The sequence below is a fragment of the Massilia rhizosphaerae genome, from assembly GCF_016093545.1.
Classification (GTDB): Bacteria; Pseudomonadota; Gammaproteobacteria; order Burkholderiales; family Burkholderiaceae_D; genus Telluria; species Telluria rhizosphaerae.
Map to the genome: position 1 here is coordinate 41,102 of NZ_JADKYX010000005.1, position 26,325 is coordinate 67,426.

A 26,325-nucleotide genomic window follows, 5' to 3' on the forward strand; every position below is an offset into this window, starting at 1 on the left:
CCAAAGGAATCCCATGAAATTGCTGCGATTCGGCCCGAAGGGCGCCGAGAAACCCGGTCTGCTGGACGCGAACGGCGTGATCCGCGACCTGTCCGGCGTGCTGCCCGACCTGACATCGGCCCAACTGGCCGCCGGCGCGCTGGCGCGCCTGGCGGACGTCGACCCAAGCGGCCTGCCCGCCGTCGACGGGCCGGTCCGCTACGCGCCCATCGTCGCCGACATCGGCAAGCTGATTTGCGTCGGCCTGAATTACTCGGACCACGCGGCCGAATCGGGCATGGCCGTGCCGGCCGAACCCGTGCTGTTCATGAAGGCGACCAGTTCCATCATCGGCTGCAACGATCCCGTCGTCCTGCCGCGCGGCTCGGTCAAGAGCGACTGGGAAGTGGAGCTGGGCGTCGTGATCGGCAAGCGCGCGCGCTACGTCGACGAGGCGAGCGCGCTCGACTACGTGGCCGGCTACTGCGTCGTGAACGACCTGTCCGAGCGCGAGTACCAGCTGGAGCGCGGCGGCCAGTGGGACAAGGGCAAGGGCTGCGACACGTTCGGCCCCGTCGGCCCGTGGCTCGTGACGGCCGACGAAGTGCCCGATCCGCAGAACCTGGACATGTGGCTCGAGGTGAACGGCAAGCGCTACCAGACCGGCAATACGCGCACGATGGTGTTCACGGTCGCGCACCTGGTCAGCTACATCAGCCGTTTCATGACCCTGCAGCCGGGCGACGTGATCAGCACCGGCACCCCGCCGGGCGTCGGCCTGGGCCAGAAGCCGGATCCGGTCTACCTGGAACCGGGCGACCGCATGCGGCTGGGCATCGCCGGTCTGGGCGAGCAGGAGCAGACCGTCCACGCCTGGAACGAGGCGTTGATCGACGGCTGATCGTCGGCTGATCGACTTTACAAAAAAACGTACAGGAACGGAGACATTGCAGACATGACGGACCCCTCGACGCGGCAGTACCGGTTTTCCCTCGTGATGATCACCACGCTGTTTTTCATGTGGGGATTCGTCCATAACCTCGATCCCATCCTGATCCCGCACCTGCGGCGGTCGTTCAGCCTGACGGTGCTGCAGTCCGCGCTCGTCGATTCGGCCGTGTTCATCGCGTACTTCGTGATGGCGCTGCCGGCCGGCATGCTGATCCACCGGGCGGGCTACAAGGCCGCCATCATCTGCGGCCTGCTGCTGTTCGCCACCGGCTCGATGATGTTCATCCCGGCCGCGAACACGCAGCAATACATCGTGTTCCTGGCCGCGCTGTTCACCATCGCGTGCGGCCTGACGATCCTGGAGACGGCCGCCAATCCGTACGTGACCCTGCTCGGCGACCCGGGCCGGGCGGCCCAGCGGATCAACCTGGCGCAGTCGTTCAACGGCCTGGCGGCCACGCTGGCGCCGATCATCGGCGCGCGCCTGATCCTCGTGCACGGCGCGAACGACCAGCAGCTGGCCGCCATGCCGGCCGCCGCGCGCCAGGCGGCGCTGGCGGCCGAAGCGGCCAGCGTGAAAGGCCCGTACATGGTGCTGGGCCTCGTCATCCTGGCGATCGCCGTCGTGTTCTACTTCCTGAAACTGCCGGAGGTGGCGTCCAGCAAGGCCGGCAGCGGAGCGGCCAAGGGTTCGATCGCCGAAGCCCTGCGGGTGCCGTCGATCCGCCGCGGCGCCGTCGCGCAATTCTTCTACGTGGGCGCGCAGGTCTGCGTGTTCAGCTTCTTCATCCTGTACGCCACCCGGTCGGCGGGCGTGTCGCCCGTGAGGGCCGCCGATTACCTGGGATGGGGCTGCGGCATGGCGTTCATGGTCGGCCGCTTCGTCGGCACGGGTCTGATGCGCGTCGTGGCGCCGGCGCGGCTGCTGTGGCGCTATGCGCTGATCTGCATCGTGCTCGCGGGCGTGGCGATGATGGCGCAAGGCCTCGTCAGCATCGCGGCCGTGATCGGCATCGCGTTCTTCATGTCGATCATGTTCCCCACCATCTTTTCGCTGGGCCTGTCCGGCGCGGGCGAGCACGCCGACATGGGCAGTGGCCTGATCATCATGTCCATCGTCGGCGGCGCTTTGCTGCCGCTGGTGTTCGGCTTCGTCAGCGACGTCACGCACAACGTGCAGTTCGGCTACGCCGTGCCGCTCGCGTGCTTCGTCGTCATCGCGTGGTTCGCGCGCACCGCGCTGGCGGAAGACAGCAGCAAAGCCCGCGCCGCCGCGCCATCTTCCATGGGAGTCACCAAACGTGTTTGAACTGAAGGACAAGAAGGCCGTGATCACGGGCGCCGGTAGCGGGATCGGTAAGTCGATCGCCATGCTGTTCGCGCAGCAGGGCGCGCACGTGCACGTCGTCGACCTGGACGAAGCCGCGTGCGCGCAGGTGGTCGGCGAGATCCGCGAGGCGGGGGGGCAGGCGTCGGCCCACGCCTGCGACGTGTCGCGCCAGGCCCAGGTGGAGGCGCTGATGCAGGCGATCGGACCGGTCGGCATCCTGATCAACAACGCCGGCATCGCCCACATCGGCAAGGCGGACAACACGAGCGAAGAGGATTTCGACCGTGTCATGAGCGTCAACGTGAAGGGCGTCTACAACTGCCTGCACGCCGCGATCCCGCAACTGCGCGCGAACGGCGGCGGCGTCATCGTCAACATGGCGTCGGTCGCGGCCTGGGTCGGCATCAAGGAGCGCTTCGCGTACTCCACGGCCAAGGGCGCGGTGATGGCGATGACCCTGTCGGTCGCCAAGGACTACCTGGGGGACGGGATCCGCTGCAATTCGATCTCGCCGGGGCGCGTGCACACGCCGTTCGTCGACGGTTTCCTGGCGCGGAACTATCCGGGCCGCGAGGCGGAGATGTTCGAACAGCTGTCGAAGACCCAGCCCATCGGCCGCATGGCCAAGCCGGCGGAAGTGGCCGCGCTGGCGTTATACTTGTGCAGCGACGAGGCGGCCTTCATCACCGGCACCGACTACCCGATCGACGGCGGCTTCATCACCCTGAACTCATAAGCCCGCCCGATGATCATCTCTTCCGCCACCGACTACCGCGAAGCGGCGCGCCGCAAGCTGCCGCCGTTCCTGTTCCACTATCTCGACGGCGGCTCCGGTACCGAAACCACCTTGCGCGCCAACGTCGACGACCTGCAGCGCGTGGCCCTGCGCCAGCGCGTGCTCAAGGGATCGGAAACGCTGGACCTGTCGGCCGAGTGGTTCGGCGTGAAGCATGATCTGCCGCTGGCACTGGCCCCGATCGGCCTGGCCGGCATGTATGCGCGGCGCGGCGAAGTGCAGGCGGCGCGGGTGGCGGCGGAACGGCATATCCCGTTCATCCAGTCGACCGTGTCCGTGTGCCCGCTGCACGAAGTGGTGGCGCAGTCGTCCCAGCCGATCTGGTGCCAGCTGTACGTGCTGAAGGACCGCGGCTTCATGCGCGACTACCTGCGGCGCGCGCGCGAGCTGGGCATCAACACGCTCGTGTTCACCGTCGACATGCCGGTGCCCGGCGCGCGCTACCGCGACGCCCACTCCGGCATGAGCGGCCGCCACGGCCCGCTGCGGCGGGTGCTGCAGGCCATGCTGCATCCGCGCTGGGCGCTGGACGTGGGCCTGTTCGGCCGGCCTCACGACCTGGGCAACATCTCGACGTACCGCGGCCATCCGACGGGGCTCGCGGACTACATCGGCTGGCTGGCCGCCAACTTCGATCCGGGCATCGGCTGGAGCGACCTGCAGTGGATCCGCGACGAATGGCAGGGGCCCATGATCATCAAGGGCATCCTCGACGCCGGCGACGCGCGCGACGCGAAATCGTTCGGCGCGGACGGCATCATCGTGTCCAACCACGGCGGGCGCCAGCTGGACGGCGCGCTGTCCACGGCGAAGGCGCTGCCGGCCATCGCCCAGGCGGTCAAGGGCGACCTCACGATCTTCGCCGATTCCGGCGTGCGCACGGGCCTCGACGTCGTGCGCCTGCTGGCACTGGGCGCGGACGGCGTGCTGATCGGCCGCGCTTTCGTGTATGCCCTCGCCACGAGCGGCGCGGCGGGCGTGCGCAACCTGCTCGCGATCCTGGAAAAGGATATCCGGACCAGCATGGTGCTCACCGGCGTGAAGTCGGTGCGCGACATCGACCCGTCCTGCCTGGCCTGAGCGAATACCGGGAGGAGTGCGGCACGGCGCCGCATTTCGCCCATGATTGTCCTGAATTTATAGAATACAAAGGAAAAAAATGGAACAGATGAAAAGCGTCGTATGCGTGGCCCCCGGCGAACTGCGCCTGGGGCACGGGCCGGTCCCCGTGGCGGCCGCCAATGAGGTGCTGCTGCGCGTGCGCCGCATCGGCGTTTGCGGCACGGACATGCACATCTTCCGCGGCACCCAGCCGTTCCTGGCCTATCCGCGCGTGATGGGGCACGAGCTGTCCGGCGAAGTGGTCACGGCGCCTGCCGGATCCGGCCTCGCGGCGGGCGACGAAGTGTTCGTGATGCCGTACCTGTCGTGCGGCGAATGCGTCGCCTGCCGCAAAGGCAAGACCAATTGCTGCACCCGGATCCAGGTGCTGGGCGTGCACCGCGACGGCGGCATGGCCGAGTACCTGGCCGTGCCCGCGCAGTTCGTGCTCAAGACGGAAGGCATCTCGCTGGACGACGCGGCCATGCTGGAATTCCTCGCGATCGGCATGCACGCGGTGCGCCGCGGGGCCGTGACGGCCGGGCAGCGCGTGCTGGTCGTGGGCGCCGGGCCGATCGGCGTGGCGCTGGCGGTGTTCGCGGCGCTCAAGGGCGGCCAGGTCACCGTGCTCGACGCGCGCGCCGACCGCCTCGGCTTCTGCAAGGACGTGCTGCGCGTCGCGCACACCGTGACGGCGGGCGAGGGCGACCGCGAGGCGCTGTCCGCCATCACGGACGGCGACTTCTTCGACGTGGTGTTCGACGCCACCGGCAACATCAAGGCCATGGAACGGGGCCTGGACTTCGTCGCGCACGGCGGCACGTACGTCCTGGTGTCGATCGTGCCGGACCGGTTGTCGTTCGCCGATCCTGAGTTCCACAAGCGCGAGACGACGCTGCTGGGCAGCCGCAACGCGACCGTGGACGACTTCCGCGAGGTGATCGCGGCGGTGAAGGCGGGCCTGGTGCCGACGCGGGCCATGAACACGCACCGCGCCACCCTGGACGAGTTCGTCGACACCCTGCCGCGCTGGATGGACCCGGCCAGCGGCGTGATCAAGGCCATCGTCGAGGTTTGAATGGCGACTCTTCCCGCAGCGGCACCGACATCCGGTAGAATGGCGGATCGTCCACACGGACCGGACTCCGGACTTCATGGCCAGACCTCCCACCATCTTCAAGCGCAGCGCGAACCTGCTGCTGCAGTACATTGCCGACCATGTGGTGGTCGGCGAACCGCTGCCGACCGAGCAGCACATGGCCGAAATGGGGGAGGGCAGCCGCACGGCGATCCGCAGCGCGCTGGCGCACTTCCACGAGTGCGGCCTGATCAGCGACCTGAAGGAACGCCGCCTGCTGCGCAAGCCGCTGCCCACGGATTACTTCGAGCTGGACGAACTGCGCACGGGCGCGGACCGCATTCGCGAAGTGCTGATGGAGCGGATCTACCGCAGCGACCTGCCGCCCGGCGCGGAGTTCTCGGAAACGGAACTGGCGCGCGCGGCCGGCACGAGCACGATCAGCGTGCGCGAATTCCTGATCGGCTTTTCGCATTCGGGCCTGATCGAGAAGAAGCCGCGCGGCGGCTGGCGCCTGTGCGCGTTCGACCGCTCGTTCGCGATGGAGCTGGCCGACATGCGCCAGATGTTCGAGTTCGCCGCCATCGACCGCTTCGTCGCGCTGGCGCCGGAGGATCCGGCGTACGCGGAGCTGCAAGGGCTGATTGCGCGGCACGAGCAGCTGGGTTCCGTGATGCCCACGCATCACAAGGATTTTCCGGCGCTCGACCGGGACTTCCACGCCTTCCTGATGGGGCAGTTGAACAACCGCTTCGCGCTGGGCTTCTTCGACCTCGTCTCGCTCGTGTTCCACTACCACTATCAATGGGACAAGTCGCAGGAAATGGTGCGCAACGAGTACGCGGTGCACGAGCACCTGGACATCCTGCGGGCGCTGGCGCGGCGCGACGTCACCGAGGCGCGCGAGGCGATGCGCATCCACTTGAATTCGGCGCGCAGCACCTTGCTGCAGGCGATCCGCGTCCGGGAAATGAAGGCACGCTGACGCCCGCCCGGGCGGGGGAGGGCGCATGATGCTCGTCGACGCCCACCAGCACTTCTGGCGCCTGGCCGACCGCAACGGCGCCTGGCCGCCGCCGGAACTCTCCGCCATCTACCGCGACTTTTTTCCCGACGACCTGGCGCCGCTGCTCGCGCGCCACGGCGTCGCCGCGACCGTGCTCGTGCAATCCATGCCCAACGAGGACGACACCCGCTTCATGCTCGACCTGGCGCGGCGCCACCCGTTCATCAAGGGCGTGGTCGGCTGGACCGACCTGAAGGCGCCCGACGCGCCGGCGCGCATCGCCGCGCTGGCGGCCGATCCGGCGCTCAAGGGCTTGCGTCCCATGCTGCAGGACATCGCGGACGGCGACTGGATCGCCGACCCCGCGCTGGGCCCTGGCGTGCAGGCCATGCTGCGCCATGGACTCAGCTTCGACGCGCTGGTCCTGCCGCGCCACCTGCCCGCGCTGCTCGCATTCGCCGAGCGCCATCCCGAGCTGCCGATCGTGATCGACCACGGCGCCAAGCCGCTGATCGCGGACGGCGTGCTCGAGCCATGGCGCGGCGACATCGCGCGCCTGGCCGCGCTGCCGCAGGTGTGCTGCAAGCTGTCCGGGCTCGTCACGGAAGCTGGCCCCGGCTGGGGCGTCGAACGCCTGCGCCCGTACGTCGCGCACCTGCTCGCGAGCTTCGGCCCGCAGCGCCTGATCTGGGGCAGCGACTGGCCCGTGCTGAACCTGGCCGCCGACTACGCCGGCTGGATCGCCGCGTGCGCGTCGCTGCTGGACCATCTCGGCGAGCCGGACCGGCAAGCCATCTTCGGGCTGAACGCCCGCCGTTTCTACCGTATCGATTGAGGAGACACCATGCAGAGAATGGGAATGATGATCGGCATCGCGCCGGACAGGATCGCGGAATACAAGGCGCTGCACGCCGCCGTGTGGCCGCAGGTGCTGGCGCGGCTGACCGAGGCCAACGTGCGCAACTACACGATCTTCCTGCGCGAGCCGGAGAACGTGATGTTCGGCTATTGGGAATACCACGGCACCGACTTCGAGGCCGACATGCGGCACATCGCGGCCGATCCGGAAACGCAGCGCTGGTGGACGTTCTGCAGCCCGTGCCAGGTGCCGCTGGCGAGCCGCGCGCCAGGCGAACACTGGGCCATGATGGAGCCCGTGTTCCACATGGACTAAGAACCTATTATGGGTTGATATGGGCTTATTGGAACCGCCAGGCTGAACGGTATCGACCCCGAAGCCTGGTTGCGCCACGTGCTGACGCATATCGCCGATCATCCCGTGAATTGTGTCGACGACTTCCTGCCCTTGAACTGTGCCGCCAACCTGGCCGGCCGAACTCCGCTTCCCGGCGGTGTGACGAGCATGATCTCGTATCGATCTCGATAACTCGACACGGTGCCGGGAAGACGCTTACGCAGAGCTCGAGAATGCGGCTGGCAAGCTAACTTTGCGATCCTGGTTTTTTTTGGTACGGCGACCGTCAGCCCTTGGTGTCGACCGGCGCGGCAAGCCCTTGCACCACCACATGACGCGTCACGCTAGCGCTATGCCCGGCCTTGTCGGTAACCTTGAAGGATACCTCGTAGATTCCAGGTTTGCTGTAAACGTGGCTGGCGTTCGCGCTGCCCTCGCCATTGCGCTCGATGGCATTTTGCGTCGGGTCGCTGCTGCCGTCGCCCCACGACCAGCTGACGGTGTGCACCGCGGAGGTATTTTCGTCAGCCAGACTGGCTGAGACCAGGTAGGGCGAGCCGGCAGCCACCACGGCTGGCGCTTCGATCGGGCCAACTGCGGCGCCGCAACCGCAGCGATTCGGCTTGAGCAGCGCCAGCCCGGTGTTGGTTTGCACGACGATGGACCCGTTATCCGAGATCGCCAGCGCCGATTGCAGCACCATGCCCCTGGGCAGGTAGCGAATCCGCTTGTTCAGGTCGATCATCCCGCTGGCGTAGGTCCACACGAAGGCGTGGAACACCGCCGGGTCCTTCAACGCCGATTCGCCGACCACCTCACCGTAGTTGTTGGCGGCCAACGCGCGTGCAATCTGTCCGCCGGGCAGGGTGCCGATGTCCTTCATGCCGTAGCTGTGCGTCCAGGTCATCGCGTGATCGCGGCCGAGAGTTTTCTGGAGGGACCCGGCGATGCGCCCGCGCGAGCTCATGCCCAGTACGCTCGAGGTGACGCCACCATCGGTGCCGAGGTCGCGGATGCCGCCGGAGCGGGTCCACAGGAACACATGGCTCCTTCCGTTGGCGATGCTCGCGTTGCCGGCGATTTCCCCGAGTTCGTCGACCGCGCGGGCCTCGGACTGGTTGCCGCCGCCCAGCGTGTCGATGTCGATCAGCCCAGTCGCGGGTGTCCAGGCGAAGGCATGGACGACGTCCGGCGAGAGAACGGCATTGCCGGCGATGAGGCCCGCATCGTTGATCGCGATGGCAAGCGATTGCCCGGTCCCGAGCGATCCGAGGTCGCGCTTGCTGCCAGGGCCCGTCCACCGCACCGCATGACCGGGCAGGGTGATAGTGGGGTCACGGTACGAGTCACCGACGGCGACACCGTAGTTGTTGACGTCGAGCGCCTCGGCAAACGGAGCGTCGTCCAACGGCAGCAGATCGAAGAGGCCCGCCTCCTTGCTCCAGATGAAAGGGTGGACCAGGCCTGTGTTGCCGACCGGGCTGGTGCCCACGACCTGTCCCTTGTCGTTCAAGCCGGTGGCGGTGCTGTTCAGCGAGCGGTCCAGGCCCGGGATATCGATGATCGTCGTGCCATCGTAGAAGAAGGCAGCGGCGCCGATGTTGTACGCCACTTGTCCGTACTTGTTGATGACCGGGACGCGGATCACTTGACCGGTGCCGAGGTTGACGACGCTGTAGGTTGGCGCCGGAGCCATCGTCGCCTCTTGCATTGCCGCCGCGCCGGACCCGGGCTGCGTCGAGATGGTCTGCGCGCAGGCCAATCCGGACAACAGCAAAGGCAGCACCAACAGCGGGAGGGGCCGGGTCAGGCATTGCAGGGTATGGTGCGGCATAGATCCTCCATGTGGAAGCTGCGTTTGTGGTCAGGTGAGTGTGTTACGTGCTCTTTTCAGCCCTGCTGGCCGGGTGCCGTCATCCCTTGCACCACCACCTTGCGCGTCACCGTCGCCCTGTGCCCGGACTTGTCGCTGACCTGCAGCGTCACCCGGTAGGTGCCAGGCTTGCTGAAGACGTGGCTGGCGCTCGCGTTGCCATCGCCCTTGCGCTCGATCGCATTGCGTGCGGGCTCACTGCTGCCGTCACCCCACGACCAGCTGACGGTGTGCACCGTGGACGTGTCCTCGTCAGACAGGCTGGCCGAGACGAGGTAGGGCGAACCCGCTGTCACGACCCCGGGCGCCTGGATCGGGCCGACCGCAGCGCCGCATCCGCAGCGCCCGGGCTTGAGCAGCACCAGGCCACCGATGGTGCGGACCACGATCGAGCCGTCGTCCGAGATCGCGCTCGCCTGCTGCAGCACCATGCCCTGCGGCAGGTTCCGGACCCGCGTGTTCAGGTCGATCATGCCAGTCTGCGCGGTCCAGATGAAAGCGCGGTATTGCGCCTGGCCGTTCAGCTGTGAGTCTCCCACCACCTGCCCGTAGTTGTTGGCCGCCCAGGCCCGCGCGCTGCCGCCGCCTGGCAGCGTGCCGATGTCCAGCATGCCGGTGGCATGTGTCCAGGTCATCGCGTGCTCTCCACCGCGTGTGAGCAGCTCGCCCGCGATCCGTCCGCGGGTACTCATGCCCAGCATGGTCGCTGTGTCCGCGCCGGCGGCGCCCAGGTCGCGGATGCCCGCCGTGCGGGTCCACAGGAACACGTGAGTCTCCAGCGGGGCCACATCCGCGTTACCCGCAATCTCGCCGAATTCGTCGACCGCGCGCGCTTCGGACACGGTGCCGCCAGGGAGCGTTCCGATATCGATCATGCCGGTCGCGCGTGTCCACGCGAATGCGTGCAAGATGGTGCCGTGGAGGTAGGAGTCGCCCGCCACAAGCCCGGCATCGTTGATCGCCTCCGCGAACGACAGTCCCTTGCCGAGCGCCCCCAGGTCGTACCTGCGGCCCGGTGCCTTCCACAGGACCGCATGGCCCGGCAATCTCCCGGCCGGGTCCTGCAGCGAGTCGCCTGCCGCGACGCCGTAGTTGTTGATGTCCCGCGCTTCGGCAGTCGATGCGTGGTCAAGCGGAAGCAGGTCGCGCGTGCCGGTCTGCTTGCTCCATACGAACGCATGGATATTGCCGTTGTTGTCACCGACAGCGGCGGCGCCGACCACTTGCCCTTTGTCGTTGAGATTGATCGGAGCGACGAGGCTTGCGCCGGCGATGCCGGGAATCGGGATGATCCGCGACCCGTCGTAGAAGAATCCGGACCGGTCGATCCCATAGGCGACTTGCCCATACCGGTTGATGGCGGCGCGACCGACGGCGCCTTCGCCGAGGTTGACCACGCTGTAGCTCGCGGCCGGCGCCATCGTGGCCGCTGGCGACGCCGGGGCCGGCGCGGTGGATGCCATTTGTGCGCTGGCCAGCCCGAACAACACCAAGGGCGACAGCAGGAGCGCGCGCCGCGGGTTGAAGCCCTGCAGGACATCGTGCTTCATAGCTCCTCCAAGTGGAAACTGCATGACCGGTATCTGCCTGTTCAGTGACGCGAACCGCAGGTGCCTGGACAGCTGACCTCCAAAACAGTGCCGGCAGTTGTGCGGCCATGCGCCGTGCATGAGCCCACGCGACTCAATCTAGGCAGGGAAGCCGGACCAAACAAGCCGTGCGCCGACGAGTTTCTTGCGCTGGATCGAAGCTTCGTCAGAGTTGTCGTTCATGTCGGCATTTCGTTGCTCTGGAATACAAAGTTGGCCGTTCGCCAGACCGCGGCCAAAGCCGGCTTCGATTTTTCCCGCTACGCCACAACCATGACCGCTGATGACGTCAACGTTCCGATCCGCGGCTTGTTGAGTCAATGGCGAGGATACGGAAAGGGCGGGGGGGACGAGGTGATGTTAGATCGTGAAGGTCTGGGCGAAGGACTGTATCAAGAAAGCGTCGCCATTCGACCGACAGAAAAAGACGGCGTATTAACGATCATCTTTTGCCACAAAGAGGTCGGCCAAATCAACCTCAACGCCGCTAAAATGGCGACCAGGTAGTGTCACCCATGTCTCTAGACATGTGTTACCGATGTCCCTGTGCTAAACAGGGTGCCCACCCTAGTGTGATAGGCTCCAGGCGCCTGCGGATCCGGTCAGCCGTCGCTGCGCAGCGCCGCGATCGGATCCAGCGCCGCGGCCTGGCGCGCGGGGTAGACGCCGAAGCCCAGGCCGACCGCCACGCACGCCAGCACGGCCGCCAGCAGGCTCAGAGGCGACCAGGCCACCGACCACCCGGCCAGCGCGGCGATGCTGTAGGCCGCCACGGCCCCCACCACCAGCCCGAGCGCGGCGCCGCTGACGGCGATCACGAGCGCCTCGGCCAGGAACTGTTCCACCACGTCGCGGCGGCGCGCGCCCAGTGCCCGTTTCAGGCCCACTTCCCGGCGCCGTTCGAGCACGTTGGCCAGCATGATGTTCATGATGCCGATGCCGCCCACCAGCAGCGACACGGCCGCGATCGAACTCATGACGATGGTGAAGATGCGCTGCGTTTGCTGGTTCTGGCGGTACAGGCCCATGGGCACGATGAGGTTCGTGTCGTCCACGCCGCCGTGGCGCCGGTCGATCAAGGCCTGCAGCACGCGCGCCGCGTCGTCCGGCGCCACCTTGCCGTCCAGGCGCACGCTGATGCCGTCCACCTCGTCCTCGATGCGGCGGAAGCCGAACCGGGCGCGCGCCGTTTCCCACGGCACGAACAGGCGATCGTCGTCCAGCCCCAGCTTGACGCCTTCGAATTCCGACTTGGCGAGCGTGCGGTCGGCCAGCACGCCCACCACCTGCAGCCAGACGTGGTTGACCTTGACCCGCTGGCCGATGGCCGGCGCGCTGCCGAACAGCGTGTGCGCGAGGCGCGCGCCCAGCACGCACACGGGCGCCAGCGTGGCGGCGTCGGTCCGGGTGAGCCAGCGTCCGGCCTGCAGCCGCAGGCCGCCGTGCTCCGCATAGGCCGGCGAGACGGCGAACGCGCGCCCGCTCACGACCCGGTCGCCGACGATCATCTGGTCGACCTTGATTTCCTTTTTCAGCGCCACCGAACGGGCGCCCGGCACCACGGCCAGCGCCGCTTCGGCGTCCGCCGCGGACAGGCCCAGCGAGCGGGTGCGGACGTCCTTCAACTGCTCGGCGTCGATGCCCTTGCTCTCGACGAGCACGTTGTTGAGGCCCAGTTCCGCCACCAGCCGCAGCGCCTCGCGCTTGCTGCCTTCGCCCACGGCCAGCATGGCGACGATGGCGCCCACGCCGAAGATCATGCCCAGCAACGTGAGGCCGGTGCGCAGTTTGCGCCGCCGCAGTTCGGCGACGGCTTCGAGTATCAGGGCGCGGTTCATGTCTTGGCTTCTTTCGGAGGCAGCAGCACGATGCGCGCGCCGGGCGCGAGGCCGCTCTTGATTTCGCTGCGGACCGGGCCGCGCAGGCCCAGTTCGACCTTGTGCTTCACCGGATGCCCGCCGTCGTCCGTGTACACGGCGTAGGCGGCGCCGTCCTGCACCAGCGCGATGTTCGGCACCGTCAGCGCGGACGCCTTGGACACCAGGCGCACGGTGCCGTGCAGCGCCTGGCCCGGCCGCAGCCCCAGCTTGCGCGCCGTGGCGGTCGCGATGGCGGCGTCGAAATCGCTGTACTTGACGGGCGATTCGCGCGAGATCGTGCTGGCGCTGTTGCCGACCCGCGTCACCAGCAGATCGAGTTCGGTGCCCGTGCCGGCCAGGCGCACGCGCACCGGCAGGCCCGGCTTGAGGCCGTACGCCTGGCCCTCGGGCACGCTGAAGTGGGCGACGAGCTGGTCGAGGTCGGGCAGGGTGCCGAACGGCTCGCCCGCCATCTGGTTGGCGCCGACCTGCGGCTTGGCGCCGTCCCAGCGCGCCGCCAGCATGAACACGCCGTCGTGCGGCGCCACCAGTTCCAGCGATTCCAGGCTCTTGCGCTGTTGCGCGGCGTTCTGCAGCACGCTGTCGCGCTGCGAGTGCAGCACGGCGTCCTGCGCGGCCGTGCGGGCCTGCACCTGGCCGCCTTTCCAGTCCAGGTAGGCGCGTTTCTTCGTGAGGAAGCCGACGTCGGCCAGCGCGTCGAGGATCTTGTTGCGGGCGAAGACGGACAGGTCGACGCCGGCATAGCGGCGCGACAGGGCCAGGTCGTCCTCGACCTTGGCGCGGTCGCCGGCCAGGACGCCCCGTTCGACGGCCGCGTTGTCGCGGTTGGCTTGTTCGGCCAGCGTCTTGCGCAGCAGTTCGACGTCGGCCTGCGACAGTTCCGCGCGCGCCTGCGGCGCGTCGAAGCGGGCCACCACCTGGCCTTTCGTCACGCTGCTGCCGTCCGGCACCATGTCGACCAGGATGCGGCTCGTCCAGCCGCTGCCGGGCACCGTGAGCGGCGTCTTGGCGGCGGCCTGGATCTCGCCGTCGGCTTCCAGGGTTTCGGTCCAGGCCCGCGCGGCCAGGATCTCGGCGGGGCCGGCCGCCGGCGCCGACGCGGCGCCGCAGCCGGACAACAGGGCGGCGACGGCCAGGCCGAGCGCCAGCGCGGCAACGGTGCGGGGAGGGGACATCGGGTCTCTCATGGCTGGGGCGTGGCTGCGGCGATCTTGCGGACGGCGCCCGGCAGCAGGTCCACCTGGACGGCGGCGCCGGGCTTGACGTCCGTGGGCGGCGCGTCGAATTCGAGCTGGACGTCGCGCACGACGGCCGCCTGCGCCGCCGATTTGCCATGGAAGGCGCGGCCCAGGCCCGTGACGTGCGCCGCGAGCGCCCGGCGCGCGCCGGCGACGGTGACGCGCGCCGCCTGGCCCACCTGCACGCCGGCCGCCTGCGCTTCCGGCACCTTGGCGTCGACGCCAAGCCGGTCCGGATCGGCCAGTGTCGCGACCGACAACCCCATCCAGACCTGGCTGCCGACGGAAAATTTCGTGCCGTTGAAGCTGACGCGGTGCAGGACGAGGCCCCGGCGCGGCGCGAGGAAGGTGAGCGCCGCCTGGCCCTTGACCAGGTCGGCGATCTGGGCCCGCAGCTGCGCCACCTCCGACTGCAGGCTGGCGCGTTCGGCCAGGCGCGCGTGCCGCTGCGCCTCGAGCTGGGTCTGCATCAGCTGCGCCAGCCGGACCTTCTCGCCGCGCTCGATCACGAGCTTGTCGTAGTCGACGCGGCGGATCAGTTCCTTGGGCTGGCTGGCCTTGCGCTCGGCCTTTTCGGCCTCGCTCTGCGCCTCGGCCTGCGCCAGCACGCCCGCGCGGTCGGCCTCGAGCTGGTCCAGCTGCAGCTTCTCCAGCGCGCGCTGGCGTTCATTGAGCGTGCCTTGCAGCCCGATCAGGCGCGTCGCCACCTCGGCCGATTCGAACACGGCGATGGGTTGGCCGGCCTGCACCATCGCGCCTTCGGGCGCGAGGAAGGCGAGCTTGTATTGCCAGATGTACGGGATGGACGGCGGCCCCACGGGGATGGAGCGGCGCGACGCGATCTCGCCTTCGATCGTCAGCGCGGCGGGGGCCGGCGCCTTGGCCGGCAGCGCGAACGCCGTCGTCACGCCCTTGGCCAGCGGCTCGACGAGCACGCTCATGCCCGCCGTCAGCGGCAGGCCGTGATGCTCGGGCAGGTTGATCGTGGCGCGGAAATAGCGCCCCAGGCCCCAGCGGGGACGCGGTTCCGGCGCGCTGGTGATGGTCGCCACCTTGCCGGTCAGCGCGACGCCGGGCAGCGCGTCGAAGCGCAGGCCGACCGCCTGGCCGTCGCGTAGGTAGGGCCGGTCCGCTTCCAGCACCCAGGCCGTGACGACCATGCGGCCGTCGCCCAGCACCGTGCCGGCCGCGTTGCCGGGCCAGGCCGAGGAGCCCTCGTCCAGCCGCTCGCCGTTGAACGGGTTGTAGCCGTGCACGACGACGCCGTCGCGCGTCGCGCGCACCTCGGCCAGGGCCAGTTGGGCGATCTTGAAGGCTTCGTCGATCTGCAGTTTCTTGACTTCCAGCGCGCCGTCCTCCTTGCGGCGGGCGACGGCCGCGCGGGCATTCGCGAGGCCGTCCCGCTTGATCGCGAGATCGCGCGTGGCGCGGTCCAGCTCCGCCTGGTGGCGGTCGTAGTCCAGCGCGCCGATCTGCTGTTTCGGCAGCGCCGCGTCGACCTTCGCCTTGGCCAGCGCGGCCTGCGCACTGACCAGCTGCTTCTCGGCTTCGACGGCGGCCACTTCCAGCTTGGCCGTTTCGCTGTCCGCGTTGGCGCGGGCGTGCTCCAGGTTCATCCTGAGCTGGTCGATGTTGGTGGCGCCGCCGGCATCCGTGCGCAGCACCACGTCGCCTTTCTTGACCGGTGTGCCTTCCGCGACGAAGGTGCGCAGGACGATCGGCGCGCTGTTCGACGGCGGCACGAAGATCGTTTGCGAATCCAGCGCTTCGACTTCGCCGGTCAGCAGGACGGGGCGCGCGCCGGCGCCGGCGGCGGCCGCGGCGGGCGCGCCGGCGGGCGGCTTGGCGGCCGTATCGGAATGCGACACGGCGACGCCCAGCGCCAGCACCGCGGCCGCGCATCCGGCGGCGAGGGCGCGGCGCTTCATGGCTGGCCGGCGGCCACGCGGCCGTCGCGCAAGTGGATGGTGCGCTGGGCGCCGGCCGCGATGGCCGGATCGTGCGTGACCAGCACCAGCGTCTGGCCGCCCGCGTGCAGCTCGCGCAGCAGGGCCATCACGTCGGCGGCGCTGTGCGAGTCGAGATTGCCGGTGGGTTCGTCCGCCAGCAGCACGTCCGGCTGGTTCAGCAGGGCGCGCGCGATGGCGGCGCGCTGCAGCTGCCCGCCCGACAACTGGCCGGGCAGATGGTCGAGGCGCTGGCCCAGGCCGATGCGTTCCAGCAGGGCCCGCGCGCGGGCGGGCGCTTCCGGATCGGGCTGGCGCGCGTAGCGCTGCGGCAGCAGCACGTTTTCCAGCACCGTCAGGCGCGGCAGCAAGTGGAAGGACTGGAACACGAAGCCGATGCGCCGGTTGCGCACGGCGGACGCGGCGTCGTCGTCGAGGGCGCTGATCTCGTCCTGCGCGAGGCGGTAGCGGCCGCTGTCGGGGCGGTCCAGGCCGCCCAGCACGTTCAGCAGCGTCGACTTGCCGGAGCCCGACGGGCCCATGATGGCGACGAATTCGCCTTGTGCCACGTGCAGGTCGATGCCGTCGAGCGCGTGGATGTCGCTGCCGCCCAGGCGGTAGGTCTTGCGGATGGCACTCAGTTCTATCATGTCGGAAAGTATTTCCGACGAAACAACAGCTTGTCAATTCTTAAAATCGCCAGGCCGTATATTATTTTGTCATTGCAACAATCTCACCTGGCCCGCGCCAGGTCGGCCAGCCGGCGGCAATCGGCCGCGACGCGGCCCGGATCGACGTTCGTGACGCCGAGCAGCAATCCGCTCGACTGCGGCATATGCATATGCCACGGCGACAGCGGCACCGGCGCCATCCCGGCTTGCAGCGCGCGCGCCGCGACGTCGACATCGGACGCCCCGTCGCGCAGGCGGGCGACGACCGCCATGCCGGCCGTCGCCTGCACGGTGAGCGCGCCCCGCGCTTCCTCGTGCAGGCAGCGCAGCAGCGCGGTGCGCCGGCCCGCATACAGCCGCTTCATCCGGCGCAGGTGCCGCAAGTAGTGGCCCTCCTGCAGGAAGTCCGCGACGGCGCGCTGGCCGGGCGCGCCGGGTGCCGGCGCCAGGCAGGCGGCGACGTCGCCGAACAGGCGGACCAGTGCCGGAGGCACGACGAGGAAGCCCAGGCGCAGGGCCGGGCTGATGGTCTTGCTGAACGTGCCGACGTGCAGGACGCGGCCGCCGTCGTCGAGCGCGGCGAGGGCCGGGGCCGCGCGTCCTTCCAGTTGCAGCTCGCTCAGGTAGTCGTCCTCGACGATCCAGGCGCCGTTGGCCCGGGCCCAATCGAGCAGGGCGCGCCGCCGCGCGAGCGTCATCGTCATGCCGAGCGGCGCCTGCTGGCCGGGCGTCACGACGGCCAGCGGCGCGTCCGGGGCCAGCCGGATGCCGGCGGCGACGTCGAGCCCGTCCGCGTCGATGGGAACGGCCGTCACCGTCAGGCCGGCGAGCGACAGGGCCGTGCGGGTGAGCGGGAAACCCGGGTCCTCGAACCAGGCGGACTTGCCGGCCAACCCGAGCGCGCGCAGCACGAGCCCCAGCGCGCCCGCGAAGCCCGCCGTGATCAAGACTTGCGACGGGCTGCAGCGGATGCCCCGCGCGATCCCGAGATATGCCGCCACTGCGCGCCGCAGGTCCGGGTCGCCGCGCGGGTCGGGGTAGCCGACGGGGGCGGCGGCCGTGCGCCGGGCAGCCCGCGTCACCATGCGCGACCACAGCTTGTACGGGAACGCGTCCTGGGCCGGTACGCCCATCTGGAATGCCAGCGGCGCGGCGCCGAAGGCGTGGAACAGGTCCGGCATCGGCGGCGCATCCGGCGCGCGCCCGGCCGCTGCCGGCGCGGCGGGACGCTGGGTGACGCGGGTGCCGGCGGCGCCGAAGCTCGTGGCGAGCTGCTCGTCGATCAGGCGCTCGTAGGCCAGGCGCACCGTGCCGCGCGACACCCCCAGCTGGGCCGCGAGGTCGCGCCAGGACGGCAGCTTGGCTTCGGCGGGAATCTGGCCCGACTCGATCGCGGCGCGGATGGCGGCGTAGATCTGCGTCGCGAGGGGGACGTTCCGGGCGCGGTCGACGCCGATGGGCAGCGAGGTCATGGCCGATGGTACATTAAAAATGATCGAACTTGGCACTGTTTCCTGGCCACCCGATGGCGCAAGATTCTCCTGCGGCATGTGCCGCAACGTCGAACAGGAGATATCGAATGACACAGCGCATGGATTACAACGCGGCCAGCCCGGCCGGCATGAAGGCACTCGGTGGCGTGTACGGCCACGTCATGCAAAGCGGCCTGCCCAAGATCCTCGTCGACCTCGTCTACCTGCGCGTATCGCAGATCAACGGCTGCGCCTATTGCATCGACATGCATTCGCGCGATCTGCTGAAGGAAGGCGTGAACGTCGAGAAGCTCGTGCTGGTTCCCGCCTGGCGCGAGGCCGGCGCGTTGTTCGACGCGACCGAGCGCGCGGCACTGGCGTGGGCCGAGAGCGTGACGCGCGTGGCGGAGACGGGCGTGCCGGATGCGGATTACGCCGCCGCGGCGAGCGTGTTCGGCGAGCGGCAACTGGCCGATTTGACCATCGCGATCGGCCTGATGAATGCCTACAACCGCATGGCCATCGGCTTCCGCGCGGTCCCGTTTGCTGCGGCCCGGTGAGGAGCGCGTCATGACACGGATCCTGTCCGCCGCCTGCCTGGCGCTGCTGGCCGCGCTGCCGCCACCCGCCGGCGCGCACGGGACCGGGACGATAGTGAAGCCGCGGTTCCACCGCGCCGGCAATGAGCGCGGCGCCGGCGCTACAGCAAGGCGGCAATCAGGACGCTTCTGAGTGAGCCGAACACGAACCGGGGACTCGTATTCCTGATGGGCCCCCAGGCCGGCCGTCCGATCAGGTCACGGAGCGTGGCCCAACTCAACCGGCTTGGTTGCCGTGCCGCGGCGGCCACCGGTTGCGCGGGGGCGGGATCGCCTTCCGGCGCTGGAGCGGCTGACTCGCCCGATATCGCCTCGGCCGGAGCCTCCTGGGCAGCGCCTCTTTCCATCCCTGCTCCGGCCTCGGCCGCCGCCTCGCCGAATATGCTCTTGGCTGCCGCCGAACCCATTCCGCCCAGGTATCCGGCCGCAAAGCCCGTCAATCCGGCCAGCGCCAATCCGCTCGTCAGGCTCGATCCCGTCAGGGCGTCGTTGGCCACTGCCGCGGCCATGCTGGTGCCGGCGCCCGTGACGGCCATGATCGCCGTCATCGCGAGCAGCCTGGTGGTCGCTTGGGCGCCGGCCAACGCACTGCCGGCACCGACGGCGACGCCACTCGTGACGAGTCCGGTTGCCGCGCCGATGCCGACCTGTATGCCCCAGTCGTTCCAGCCGACGTGCGCGCCGTTCCCGTGCGCGGCCTGTTTGATGTCGTACGCGAGTCCGCCCACGCCCGCGCCGATCAGTGTCGATCCGGCCATTTCCGCGGCGCCGCCGCTGAGCCCGACGACCGCGATGCCGACCGCCACCATCGCTACGTCCAGCACGATCTGGCCCGCGAAGTCCCACCACGAATGGCCGTCGCGGTCGACCAGGTCGAGCGGGTCGTTCGCCACGTACGCGTAGCTGTTGAACGTGTCGCGGTCGAGCAGCCCGCCGCCCAACTGGTCGTCAGGCGTGAGGAAGCGCCGCAGCGCGGGGTCGTAGTAACGCGCGCCGAAATAGTACGCACCCGCGACCGTGTCGTATTCGCGCCCGCTGAACCGGTAGCGGAACCCGGTCGTTCCCGATGCCTGCGCGAGGCCGCCGAAGGCGTCATATTCGAGTGCGGCGGCCACGGCGCCGCCGCCATCGAGCACCACCCTGGTGCTGCCGATCTGGTCATGGATGAAGAATGCCTCGCCGGCCGCGGGAATGCCGGCGCAGGGCGTCGCAACACCGTGCTCGACCGTGGTGACGATGTAGTCGCGCCCGCCGCGCGCCCCGACCATGCAGGAGTGCTGTACGCTGCCGTCGGCGAAGCGGACGACCTCGTACTCGGCACTGACGTAATAGGTCGTGATGCCCTGTTCCGTTTTCGCGAGGCGGCGGTCCAGATGATCGTAGACGTAGTCCGCGCCGGCCGTGCCGTCCTGCCGGGTGACCGACACCAGGCGCCGTTCGTCGTCGTAGGCGTAGTCGGTGGTCGTACCCTCGCGGACCAGTTGCGTCAATTCGCCGTCGAGGTCGTAACTGGCCTCGAACGGCGCCGCGCCGTTGCCGGACACGGGCGCGTAGCCCAGGAAGTCGATCGCGGTGCCGTCGGCGCCGACGCAATTGCCGGATTTGTCGTAGGCGAACGTCTGGGCGCCGATCGACGGGCCTGCGGCCGTCTGCAACCTGCCCACGGCATCGTAGGAAAACTGCGTGCTGCTTCCGGACGCGCCGAGCGCGACTACGGCGTCGTCGGCCGCTCGCGTGACGTCATGGGCGAACAGGATGGCACCGCCTCGGCCCGTCGCCCGTTGCGTGGCATAACGCCCGTAGGCATCGTAGCCCAGGTCCAACGTGACGCCATTGCCGAACGCGACCTGGGCGGGATGGTCATAGGCATCGAAGCCGCCGTAGCCGATGACCTGGCGCGCCGTCGCGCCCGGCGCGCCGAAAGCGATCGCGGCAAGGACGCCGGACTGGACATACGTATTCGTCCGCGACGAACCGTCCGGGAACACGGTGGAGGCACGCCGCCCGTCGGGCAGGAAGGCGTGGGTGACGGTCCACGTGACGCCATCGATCGTGACGTGGCGCTGGGTCACGTTGCCGTCGGGGTCGTAGCCGTAGCGCAGCACATCGCCGGATGGTAGTTGGACCGTCGTAAGCCGACCTTTGCTGTAGGGCATATCCGTTTCGTCATAGACGAATGTCGTGTCCTGGCCGCTGCCCGTGCTTTTCCTGACGATCCGGCCGAACCCGTCGCGCAGCAGCGTCAGGGCCTTGCCTGCGGCCGTGGTCTCGGACGCGGTCCTGTCCTTGTCGTCGTATGCGATGGTGCGCGCCGAGAATACGCGGCCGGACTGGCTGGTCGAGGTCGCGACCTGGCGTCCCAGGCTGTCGTAGCTGGCCTCGGTGACGATGCCGCTCGGATCGGTAAGAGCCAGGAGACGGCCCAGGGCGTCGAATGCATAGCCGCAGGTCGCGCCGGCGCCATCGGTCTTGGCGATCGGAACCCGTTTGCCGCCGCAGAGCGCATACTGGACGGTCGTCGTCCGGGCGCCGGCGGTACCGGCGGCGACGGTGGCCGTGACGGTGTCGACGCGCGGATAGACGGTCGTCGTGGTGACGGGCGTGCCGTCCGCGCCCGGCCCCGACACCGACACTTCGCGCCCGAACGCGTCATATGCCCACTGCGCCAGCGCGGCGGGGGCCGCGTCGAACCGGGGCAGCGACTGCGACAGCCTGGCGCCGGCGGCGTTATAGGTGCTCTCGACGATCACCGGCGCGTCGCCCGCCGCCGGATCGCGCTCCGTGCGCACGACGCGCCCGAGGCCGTCCGTGAAGACGCGATGCACGCGCCACGCGTCGGCCAACCAGTCCAGGCGTTGCGATCCGGACTGGCACAGCATGCCGTTTTCCATCGACCAGGTGTTGCTCGACGTCTCGACCAGCGTCCCGTCGGGGGCCGTGCGGGATTCCGCGACGACGCGGCCGAGCCCGTCGATGACGCGCTTGCGCCAGGCGCCGTTGGGGTCGGTGGTGCCGGTGCATTGGCCGAAAGCGGGTTCATGCGTGTATGTCTGGACCAGCACGTGCCCATCGCCATCGGCCACCGTGTCGGCGGCCACGAACGTCATGAATTCCGCATCCCAGGTCGTGGTGCTGACCCTGCCGCACGGGTCGACCATGCTCGTCCGGTTGCCCAGCCCGTCATAGCCGAAGGCAGTGGTGAGCCATTGGCCCGTGACGTCGTCGTAGCGGTCGTGCGCGGTCATCAGCGCCGTGGCGGGATCGTAGGCGTAGCGGTCCTGGCGCAGCGTGGCCGGGGCGGGACCGTCGGTCGTTTCGCTGCGGGCCACGAGCAAACCCAGCTGCCAGGACGGTTCGTCGACCGTGTATTGCTGCACGACGGTCGATGCGGCGGCGAGCGCATTACCGCTCGTGTCGGTCCGCACGGCGTTGCCGAAATCGTCGTAGGCGGTAACGGTCGTCAACGACGTATCCGGGACCGGGGTCCCGTCGGGGCTCGCGAAGCTGTAGCCGGCGGCGGTGCCGCCGGTGGCGAGCACGAGCCACGCGGCGCCGGCCTCGGGTGTTTGGTAAGTCGCGGTGGTCGCGCGCATCAAGGCGCCGTCGGACGTGCGGGTGAGCAGTGACGCGCTCACCGTCTGGCTGAGCGGGAACATCTGGTTCAGCGTCGTCCTGGTGGTCGTGCCGGCGTCGCTATCGTCGGTTTCGACGGCGGCAAAACCGAGCCAGCCGCGGCCGCCGCGATCGATCAGCGCGCCTTCGTAGCGGTATGCGGATTGCCAACTGCCGCCGATCCCGTCGGCGGTGCTGCAAGTGCGCACCACGTACTTGGGGATGGGTGTGCGTTGCAGCACGTGGCGCGCGCCCACCGACGCGGGCCGCGGGACGGCGCCGCAGCCATAGCTCGCGCCGCCGATGGCCGCGTGCAGCAAATCGCGCGGTTCCATCGCGTCGCCCTGGCTCGGCGCCGGCGTGTACACGGCCGGATCGGTCAACGGCGCATAGGCGGCGCCGTAGCATGCGCCCACGCCGTTCGTCGCGCTCAGCAGCAGGTCGGGATACGGTCCCAGCGCGGGCATGACGAAGGCATCCTGCACGCCATCGACGTCGACGGCATAGACCAGGTCGCTCAAGCCGATGCCGCGCAGGTCGAGCGGCATGGCGTTGCCGCCGACGCGGCTGCCGGCGGGAGGCTGGGTCAGTCCGGGCAAGGGCACGATGCCGTCGGCCGAGGTCCGGAACGCGGTAAGCGCGAGGCCGTCGCCACGCGGGGTCAGCAACAGCAGTTCCGGTGCCGCCGAGCCTGTCAGCGAAGCGGGCACCGCCAAGCCGCCGTAGGGCAGGCCGGTCGACCCGGACGCGCCCGCATTGAAACGGCATCCGTCGTTGACCAGGACCTGGCACAGCATGTTGCCGGTGTCCGGATCGGCGCGCAGGTACACGATGTCGGTGTTGCCGTCCGCATTGACGTCAAGCGGGATCAATTGGCCGCCGTATCGCACGCCGGGCGCCAGCGCCGCGCAGCCTTCGGCAAAGCCGTCGCGCCCCTGCGAGCGGAAGACGGTCAATGCCAGGTCGTTGCCGTCGGCGGTCGGGGTCGCGTACACCAGGTCGTCCATGCCGTCGGCGTTGACGTCGCAAGCGAACAGGGTACCCCCATAGCTCACGGTGAGCGCCGGCTGCGCCGTTGCCGCAGGCGTGAACGAGGTTCCGTTCGAGAACAGCGTGGTCAGCCCAAGAAGGCCCTCGCTGGTCGGCCAGGAAAAGACCAGGTCGGCCATGCCGTCCCCGTCGACGTCTGCGGCGATGACCGTCGCTCCCGGTTCGATGCTCGCATGCCCGGCACCGTGGAGCGGGCCCGGCTCCAGCGTCCATGTGCCGTTTGCCTGTTTCGGCGTGAACAACGTCAGGCCCAGCGCGCCGTCGTTGCCGATCGCATAGACGAGTTCGGTCAGCCCGTCGCCATTCGCATCGAGCGTGACGAACTGCCCCCCGTACGGCAGTCCGGGTGGCGCCACGGCGACAGGCGTGCCGAACGTGCCGTCGGCCCGTGCCGGAAAAATGGTCATGCGCAGGTCGTTCTCCGGCCCGGCGTAGGCGTTGACGAAGTCGACCCGGCCATCGCCATCGATATCCATCGGCAGCAAGGTGCCGCCCCATTGGATCTGCCCCACGTCGAACGCGACCGCGGTGCCGAAATTGGCTGCGCCGTCCTGCCAGGTGAAGGTGGTCGGCGGCAATGCCTGGCCGCTCGCATCGGCACGGGTGAGCGCCACCAAGCGGCTGCGCCCGGTCGCGCTGCCGTATTCGTAGGCCAGCGTATAGGTCGACACGGTGGCGTCGTCGATCATCGTGACGACGTCATGCAGCCGCAGCGTGGTGCTGACCGGATAGCCGGCGACGAACGCGGACTCGACGTCGGTGCGTGCTTCATAGCCGAAGCGCACGCTGCGCCGGGCCGCCACGCCGGCGCCGGGATTGGCGGTGTAGTCGATCCGGCCCGGCAGGCGCGTGCCGCCCGCGCCGGCGTCGACGTAGGAGAAGCTGATGACGTTGCCGCTCCGGTCCGTGATGCTGCTCAGGTACCACGCGCGGATGCTGGGATTGTCGTCGCCGACGACCCCTTGCGAATCGGGCGTGGCGCCGTAGCGAAAGACCCGGCCGTCGCGCTGGTACACGACGAAGCCGTCGGGCCCATGCCGGTTCGGCGTACCGGCGTAGACGGGCACGACCTTGTGCCAGGTCTGGATCTCCGTTTCATAGACGGTGTCCGCGCCAAAATAACCGGCGCCGCTGCGCACGACCAGGCGCGACTGGTCGAGCATGAGCCGGTCGCCGTCGGAGAACGTGATGCCGCCCAGGTAGCCGTCCTGTGCCAGCGTCGACGGACACCGCTCGATCACGGACATGCCCGACAGGGCCCATCCCACCCCGAGGGGGCCGTTGGCCGCCAGGCTCGTGTAGCCGAAGCCGAGTTGCGGGGCGGCGCCGGCGATTCCCGGCGGCACATCGATGGCAACGTTGAACGATGCGCCGCCGTTGTGGTCGACGCGCAATGCACCCGGAAGGGTGCCGACCAGGCCGCTCATAGGGCCTCCGACAGCGCGGCGGAATGTGAGACCTGGACCAGATCCCATTGCGGCAGCGTCATGCCGACATCGAACCCGTACCACGCGATCTGGCGGTGCCATACGGTGGAATTGCCGCGGTTGCAGAAGCCGTAGAGCTGGATGTGCTGGTCGAATCCGAACTGCACCGGAAGCGGCGCGTCGCAGGCGTTGGCCGGGATCGTGTAGACGGCGGTATCGTAGAAAGCCGCACCATTGCAGGCGTTGACATCGATCGGGTTGACGTTGTCGTTGTCGTCGATCACGTTGCCCCACCAGCTTCCGAAGGTGTCCGGCGTATTCGCCAGGCCGTTCCAGTTGTTGTTGTTGTAATATGCCCACGCGATTTCGCCGGTGGCAGGGTTGCCTGTCGGCTGGACGCCCCAGTTCGGATTCGGCGCCGAGGTGGAAATGCCTGCGGCGAACTGCTGGGGCACGGGCCCGCCGTCGCCGGGCACCAGGACGGACATGACCTGCGAGACCGTGCAGGGCACGGGGTCGGCCGTCGTTCCCGGGTCCGGAGACCATTGCGTCAACGTCAACGCGCCGGACGCCACGGTCGTCGTATTGGTAAAGGTCGACAGCGCGTACACGCGCGCGCCTTCGAAGTTGCTGCACATCTGGAGGTTATTCTGCGCATCCATCTGGCAGGCATTGACGGTGCCGTCCTGGACGAGCATCACGACGTACTGGGGCTGCTGGCTGCTGCCGTTGGCGTAGTAGACGAAATACTGTTGCCTCATGTTGATCGACCACGTCTGCTTGCTACCGGCTTGGGCCCACATGGTCAGGTCGATTTCGCGCGAGGTCTGCAGGTTATAGGTGAGGATGCCGAACATGGTGCCTACCGGCGGCGCGTTGGGGGCGCTCGGCGTCGGATCGCCCAGCAGGGCGACGTGCCCGCGCAAGCTTTCGGCGATGACGGTGTCCGGCACGGACGATGCGGATGCCGGGAGTTCGGTCGCCGTGCCGAGTTCGTCGACGACGCCGGCGCGGGCCGGCGCGGCGCCGCCCTCCGGAACCATGGTGACGATGGTGTGGTACATGCCAGGATGGCCGTCGATCGGAATGCGCGTCACCGCGTGCAGCAGCAGATCGGCGGCCACGTCCATGCCCGCGCCCGGACTGACGTCGGCGAGGTGGCCTTTTTTCGCGTGAACGGTCGCGATGGTCTTCCCGGCCGCCAGCGCCGCGCGCGCGTCCGCCGCTTCGATGCCCGTCGCACCTTGCACGAGAACGAGATCGTGACCGGAAGCGTGTGCGCCGCCGGCTTGCGCCAGCGCGCTGATGACGAGATCTTCCAGCATTCCTGCAATGGCACCAATAATTTGGACAGACATTTTTATTCCCCTCGATAAGACCTTGTCGCGGCGGCCGGGATCGACTGCCAGCGCCACCTTCGCGGGCGGCACCGGCAAGTCGTCCGCAAGACGCATGCCATCGCCTGCATAGCCGGAAACGGCTTGCGCCGGCCACCGACGCTGCCGTCGGGCGGGCGCTTTACAGTAAAGCGA

At 68.8% G+C, this 26,325-nt stretch carries 20 protein-coding genes and 1 pseudogene; 12 read left to right on the forward strand and 9 right to left on the reverse strand.

Going from position 1 to position 26,325, the window contains the following annotated elements; translation table 11 throughout:
- Positions 1-13: 13 nt before the first annotated feature.
- The 9 genes and pseudogenes from ISF28_RS10035 to ISF28_RS10075 all read left to right on the forward strand — a co-directional run.
- Positions 14-880, forward strand: coding sequence for a fumarylacetoacetate hydrolase family protein (locus tag ISF28_RS10035; protein WP_198117040.1), 867 nt, complete (start codon positions 14-16; stop codon positions 878-880).
- 54 nt (positions 881-934) lie between these two features.
- Positions 935-2,239, forward strand: a complete 1,305-nt coding sequence (gene fucP, locus ISF28_RS10040) for an L-fucose:H+ symporter permease (protein WP_229518983.1) — start codon at positions 935-937, stop codon at positions 2,237-2,239.
- Positions 2,232-2,996: an SDR family NAD(P)-dependent oxidoreductase gene (locus ISF28_RS10045; RefSeq protein ID WP_198117041.1), complete on the forward strand. Its 765-nt coding sequence runs from the start codon at positions 2,232-2,234 to the stop codon at positions 2,994-2,996. The genes fucP and ISF28_RS10045 overlap by 8 nt, the downstream gene beginning before the upstream one ends.
- Before the next feature lie 9 nt (positions 2,997-3,005).
- Positions 3,006-4,136 carry an FMN-dependent L-lactate dehydrogenase LldD gene (lldD, locus tag ISF28_RS10050; RefSeq protein WP_198117042.1) on the forward strand — a complete coding sequence of 377 codons (1,131 nt, stop codon included), beginning with the start codon at positions 3,006-3,008 and terminating at the stop codon, positions 4,134-4,136.
- A gap of 88 nt (positions 4,137-4,224) precedes the next feature.
- Positions 4,225-5,235 (forward strand): zinc-binding alcohol dehydrogenase family protein, encoded by a 1,011-nt coding sequence (locus ISF28_RS10055; protein WP_198117206.1) that lies wholly within the window; start codon positions 4,225-4,227, stop codon positions 5,233-5,235.
- A 76-nt stretch (positions 5,236-5,311) separates the two neighbouring features.
- A complete protein-coding gene (locus tag ISF28_RS10060; RefSeq protein ID WP_198117043.1) occupies positions 5,312-6,220 on the forward strand; it encodes a GntR family transcriptional regulator in 909 nt (302 codons plus the stop codon).
- Positions 6,221-6,245: 25 nt separating this feature from the next.
- Positions 6,246-7,076 carry an amidohydrolase family protein gene (locus ISF28_RS10065; protein WP_198117044.1) on the forward strand — a complete coding sequence of 277 codons (831 nt, stop codon included), beginning with the start codon at positions 6,246-6,248 and terminating at the stop codon, positions 7,074-7,076.
- Between the two features lie 9 nt (positions 7,077-7,085).
- Positions 7,086-7,415, forward strand: a complete 330-nt coding sequence (locus ISF28_RS10070; RefSeq protein ID WP_198117045.1) for an L-rhamnose mutarotase — start codon at positions 7,086-7,088, stop codon at positions 7,413-7,415.
- Between the two features lie 18 nt (positions 7,416-7,433).
- Positions 7,434-7,628: pseudogene (locus ISF28_RS10075) on the forward strand (transposase domain-containing protein); the annotation flags it as partial.
- Between the two features lie 94 nt (positions 7,629-7,722).
- Here ISF28_RS10075 and ISF28_RS10080 read toward each other — a convergent pair.
- The gene (locus ISF28_RS10080) at positions 7,723-9,270 is read right to left on the reverse strand and encodes a PKD domain-containing protein (RefSeq protein ID WP_198117046.1); all 1,548 of its coding nucleotides are present in this window, start codon (positions 9,268-9,270) and stop codon (positions 7,723-7,725) included.
- Positions 9,271-9,326: 56 nt separating this feature from the next.
- Positions 9,327-10,859: a PKD domain-containing protein gene (locus ISF28_RS10085; protein WP_198117047.1), complete on the reverse strand. Its 1,533-nt coding sequence runs from the start codon at positions 10,857-10,859 to the stop codon at positions 9,327-9,329.
- A gap of 114 nt (positions 10,860-10,973) precedes the next feature.
- Between ISF28_RS10085 and ISF28_RS10090 the strand changes: the two genes are divergently transcribed.
- Positions 10,974-11,405: a hypothetical protein gene (locus ISF28_RS10090; RefSeq protein ID WP_198117048.1), complete on the forward strand. Its 432-nt coding sequence runs from the start codon at positions 10,974-10,976 to the stop codon at positions 11,403-11,405.
- A 95-nt stretch (positions 11,406-11,500) separates the two neighbouring features.
- Here ISF28_RS10090 and ISF28_RS10095 read toward each other — a convergent pair whose 3' ends face one another.
- From ISF28_RS10095 to pdxR, 5 genes are all read right to left on the reverse strand, one after another.
- A complete protein-coding gene (locus tag ISF28_RS10095) occupies positions 11,501-12,736 on the reverse strand; it encodes an ABC transporter permease (protein ID WP_198117049.1) in 1,236 nt (411 codons plus the stop codon).
- The gene (locus tag ISF28_RS10100) at positions 12,733-13,953 is read right to left on the reverse strand and encodes an efflux RND transporter periplasmic adaptor subunit (protein ID WP_229518984.1); all 1,221 of its coding nucleotides are present in this window, start codon (positions 13,951-13,953) and stop codon (positions 12,733-12,735) included. The genes ISF28_RS10095 and ISF28_RS10100 overlap by 4 nt, the downstream gene beginning before the upstream one ends.
- Positions 13,954-13,961: 8 nt before the next feature.
- Entirely contained in the window at positions 13,962-15,944 is a 1,983-nt protein-coding gene (locus ISF28_RS10105; protein ID WP_198117051.1) for an HlyD family secretion protein, read from the reverse strand.
- Complete coding sequence (locus ISF28_RS10110; RefSeq protein WP_198117052.1) at positions 15,941-16,612, reverse strand: ABC transporter ATP-binding protein; 672 nt, start codon at positions 16,610-16,612, stop codon at positions 15,941-15,943. The genes ISF28_RS10105 and ISF28_RS10110 overlap by 4 nt, the downstream gene beginning before the upstream one ends.
- 83 nt (positions 16,613-16,695) lie before the next feature.
- On the reverse strand, positions 16,696-18,105 hold the full coding sequence (gene pdxR / locus ISF28_RS10115) for a MocR-like pyridoxine biosynthesis transcription factor PdxR (protein WP_198117053.1): 1,410 nt from the start codon (positions 18,103-18,105) through the stop codon (positions 16,696-16,698).
- Between the two features lie 107 nt (positions 18,106-18,212).
- Here pdxR and ISF28_RS10120 point away from each other — a divergent pair, with 107 nt between their 5' ends.
- On the forward strand, positions 18,213-18,665 hold the full coding sequence (locus ISF28_RS10120) for a carboxymuconolactone decarboxylase family protein (protein ID WP_198117054.1): 453 nt from the start codon (positions 18,213-18,215) through the stop codon (positions 18,663-18,665).
- A 10-nt stretch (positions 18,666-18,675) separates the two neighbouring features.
- Positions 18,676-18,837 (forward strand): hypothetical protein, encoded by a 162-nt coding sequence (locus ISF28_RS10125; RefSeq protein WP_198117055.1) that lies wholly within the window; start codon positions 18,676-18,678, stop codon positions 18,835-18,837.
- Here the strand turns inward: ISF28_RS10125 and ISF28_RS10130 are convergent.
- Together ISF28_RS10130 and ISF28_RS10135 are read right to left on the reverse strand one after the other, a co-directional pair.
- A complete protein-coding gene (locus tag ISF28_RS10130; protein WP_198117056.1) occupies positions 18,806-24,793 on the reverse strand; it encodes an RHS repeat-associated core domain-containing protein in 5,988 nt (1,995 codons plus the stop codon). The two genes, ISF28_RS10125 and ISF28_RS10130, sit on opposite strands and share 32 nt — an antisense overlap.
- Positions 24,790-26,229: a hypothetical protein gene (locus ISF28_RS10135; RefSeq protein ID WP_198117057.1), complete on the reverse strand. Its 1,440-nt coding sequence runs from the start codon at positions 26,227-26,229 to the stop codon at positions 24,790-24,792. The genes ISF28_RS10130 and ISF28_RS10135 overlap by 4 nt, the downstream gene beginning before the upstream one ends.
- Between the last annotated feature and the right edge of the window lie 96 nt (positions 26,230-26,325).

What these genes read in the sequence shown, in the direction of transcription:
- ISF28_RS10035 (WP_198117040.1), top strand. Translation starts at nt 14, where the DNA reads ATGAAATTGCTGCGATTCGGCCCGAAGGGCGCCGAGAAACCCGGTCTG.
- fucP (WP_229518983.1), top strand. Translation starts at nt 935, where the DNA reads ATGACGGACCCCTCGACGCGGCAGTACCGGTTTTCCCTCGTGATGATC.
- lldD (WP_198117042.1), top strand. Translation starts at nt 3,006, where the DNA reads ATGATCATCTCTTCCGCCACCGACTACCGCGAAGCGGCGCGCCGCAAG.
- ISF28_RS10055 (WP_198117206.1), top strand. Translation starts at nt 4,225, where the DNA reads ATGAAAAGCGTCGTATGCGTGGCCCCCGGCGAACTGCGCCTGGGGCAC.
- ISF28_RS10060 (WP_198117043.1), top strand. Translation starts at nt 5,312, where the DNA reads ATGGCCAGACCTCCCACCATCTTCAAGCGCAGCGCGAACCTGCTGCTG.
- ISF28_RS10065 (WP_198117044.1), top strand. Translation starts at nt 6,246, where the DNA reads ATGATGCTCGTCGACGCCCACCAGCACTTCTGGCGCCTGGCCGACCGC.
- ISF28_RS10070 (WP_198117045.1), top strand. Translation starts at nt 7,086, where the DNA reads ATGCAGAGAATGGGAATGATGATCGGCATCGCGCCGGACAGGATCGCG.
- ISF28_RS10080 (WP_198117046.1), bottom strand. Translation starts at nt 9,270, where the DNA reads ATGCCGCACCATACCCTGCAATGCCTGACCCGGCCCCTCCCGCTGTTG.
- ISF28_RS10085 (WP_198117047.1), bottom strand. Translation starts at nt 10,859, where the DNA reads ATGAAGCACGATGTCCTGCAGGGCTTCAACCCGCGGCGCGCGCTCCTG.
- ISF28_RS10095 (WP_198117049.1), bottom strand. Translation starts at nt 12,736, where the DNA reads ATGAACCGCGCCCTGATACTCGAAGCCGTCGCCGAACTGCGGCGGCGC.
- ISF28_RS10100 (WP_229518984.1), bottom strand. Translation starts at nt 13,953, where the DNA reads ATGTCCCCTCCCCGCACCGTTGCCGCGCTGGCGCTCGGCCTGGCCGTC.
- ISF28_RS10105 (WP_198117051.1), bottom strand. Translation starts at nt 15,944, where the DNA reads ATGAAGCGCCGCGCCCTCGCCGCCGGATGCGCGGCCGCGGTGCTGGCG.
- ISF28_RS10110 (WP_198117052.1), bottom strand. Translation starts at nt 16,612, where the DNA reads ATGATAGAACTGAGTGCCATCCGCAAGACCTACCGCCTGGGCGGCAGC.
- pdxR (WP_198117053.1), bottom strand. Translation starts at nt 18,105, where the DNA reads ATGACCTCGCTGCCCATCGGCGTCGACCGCGCCCGGAACGTCCCCCTC.
- ISF28_RS10120 (WP_198117054.1), top strand. Translation starts at nt 18,213, where the DNA reads ATGACACAGCGCATGGATTACAACGCGGCCAGCCCGGCCGGCATGAAG.
- ISF28_RS10125 (WP_198117055.1), top strand. Translation starts at nt 18,676, where the DNA reads ATGACACGGATCCTGTCCGCCGCCTGCCTGGCGCTGCTGGCCGCGCTG.
- ISF28_RS10130 (WP_198117056.1), bottom strand. Translation starts at nt 24,793, where the DNA reads ATGAGCGGCCTGGTCGGCACCCTTCCGGGTGCATTGCGCGTCGACCAC.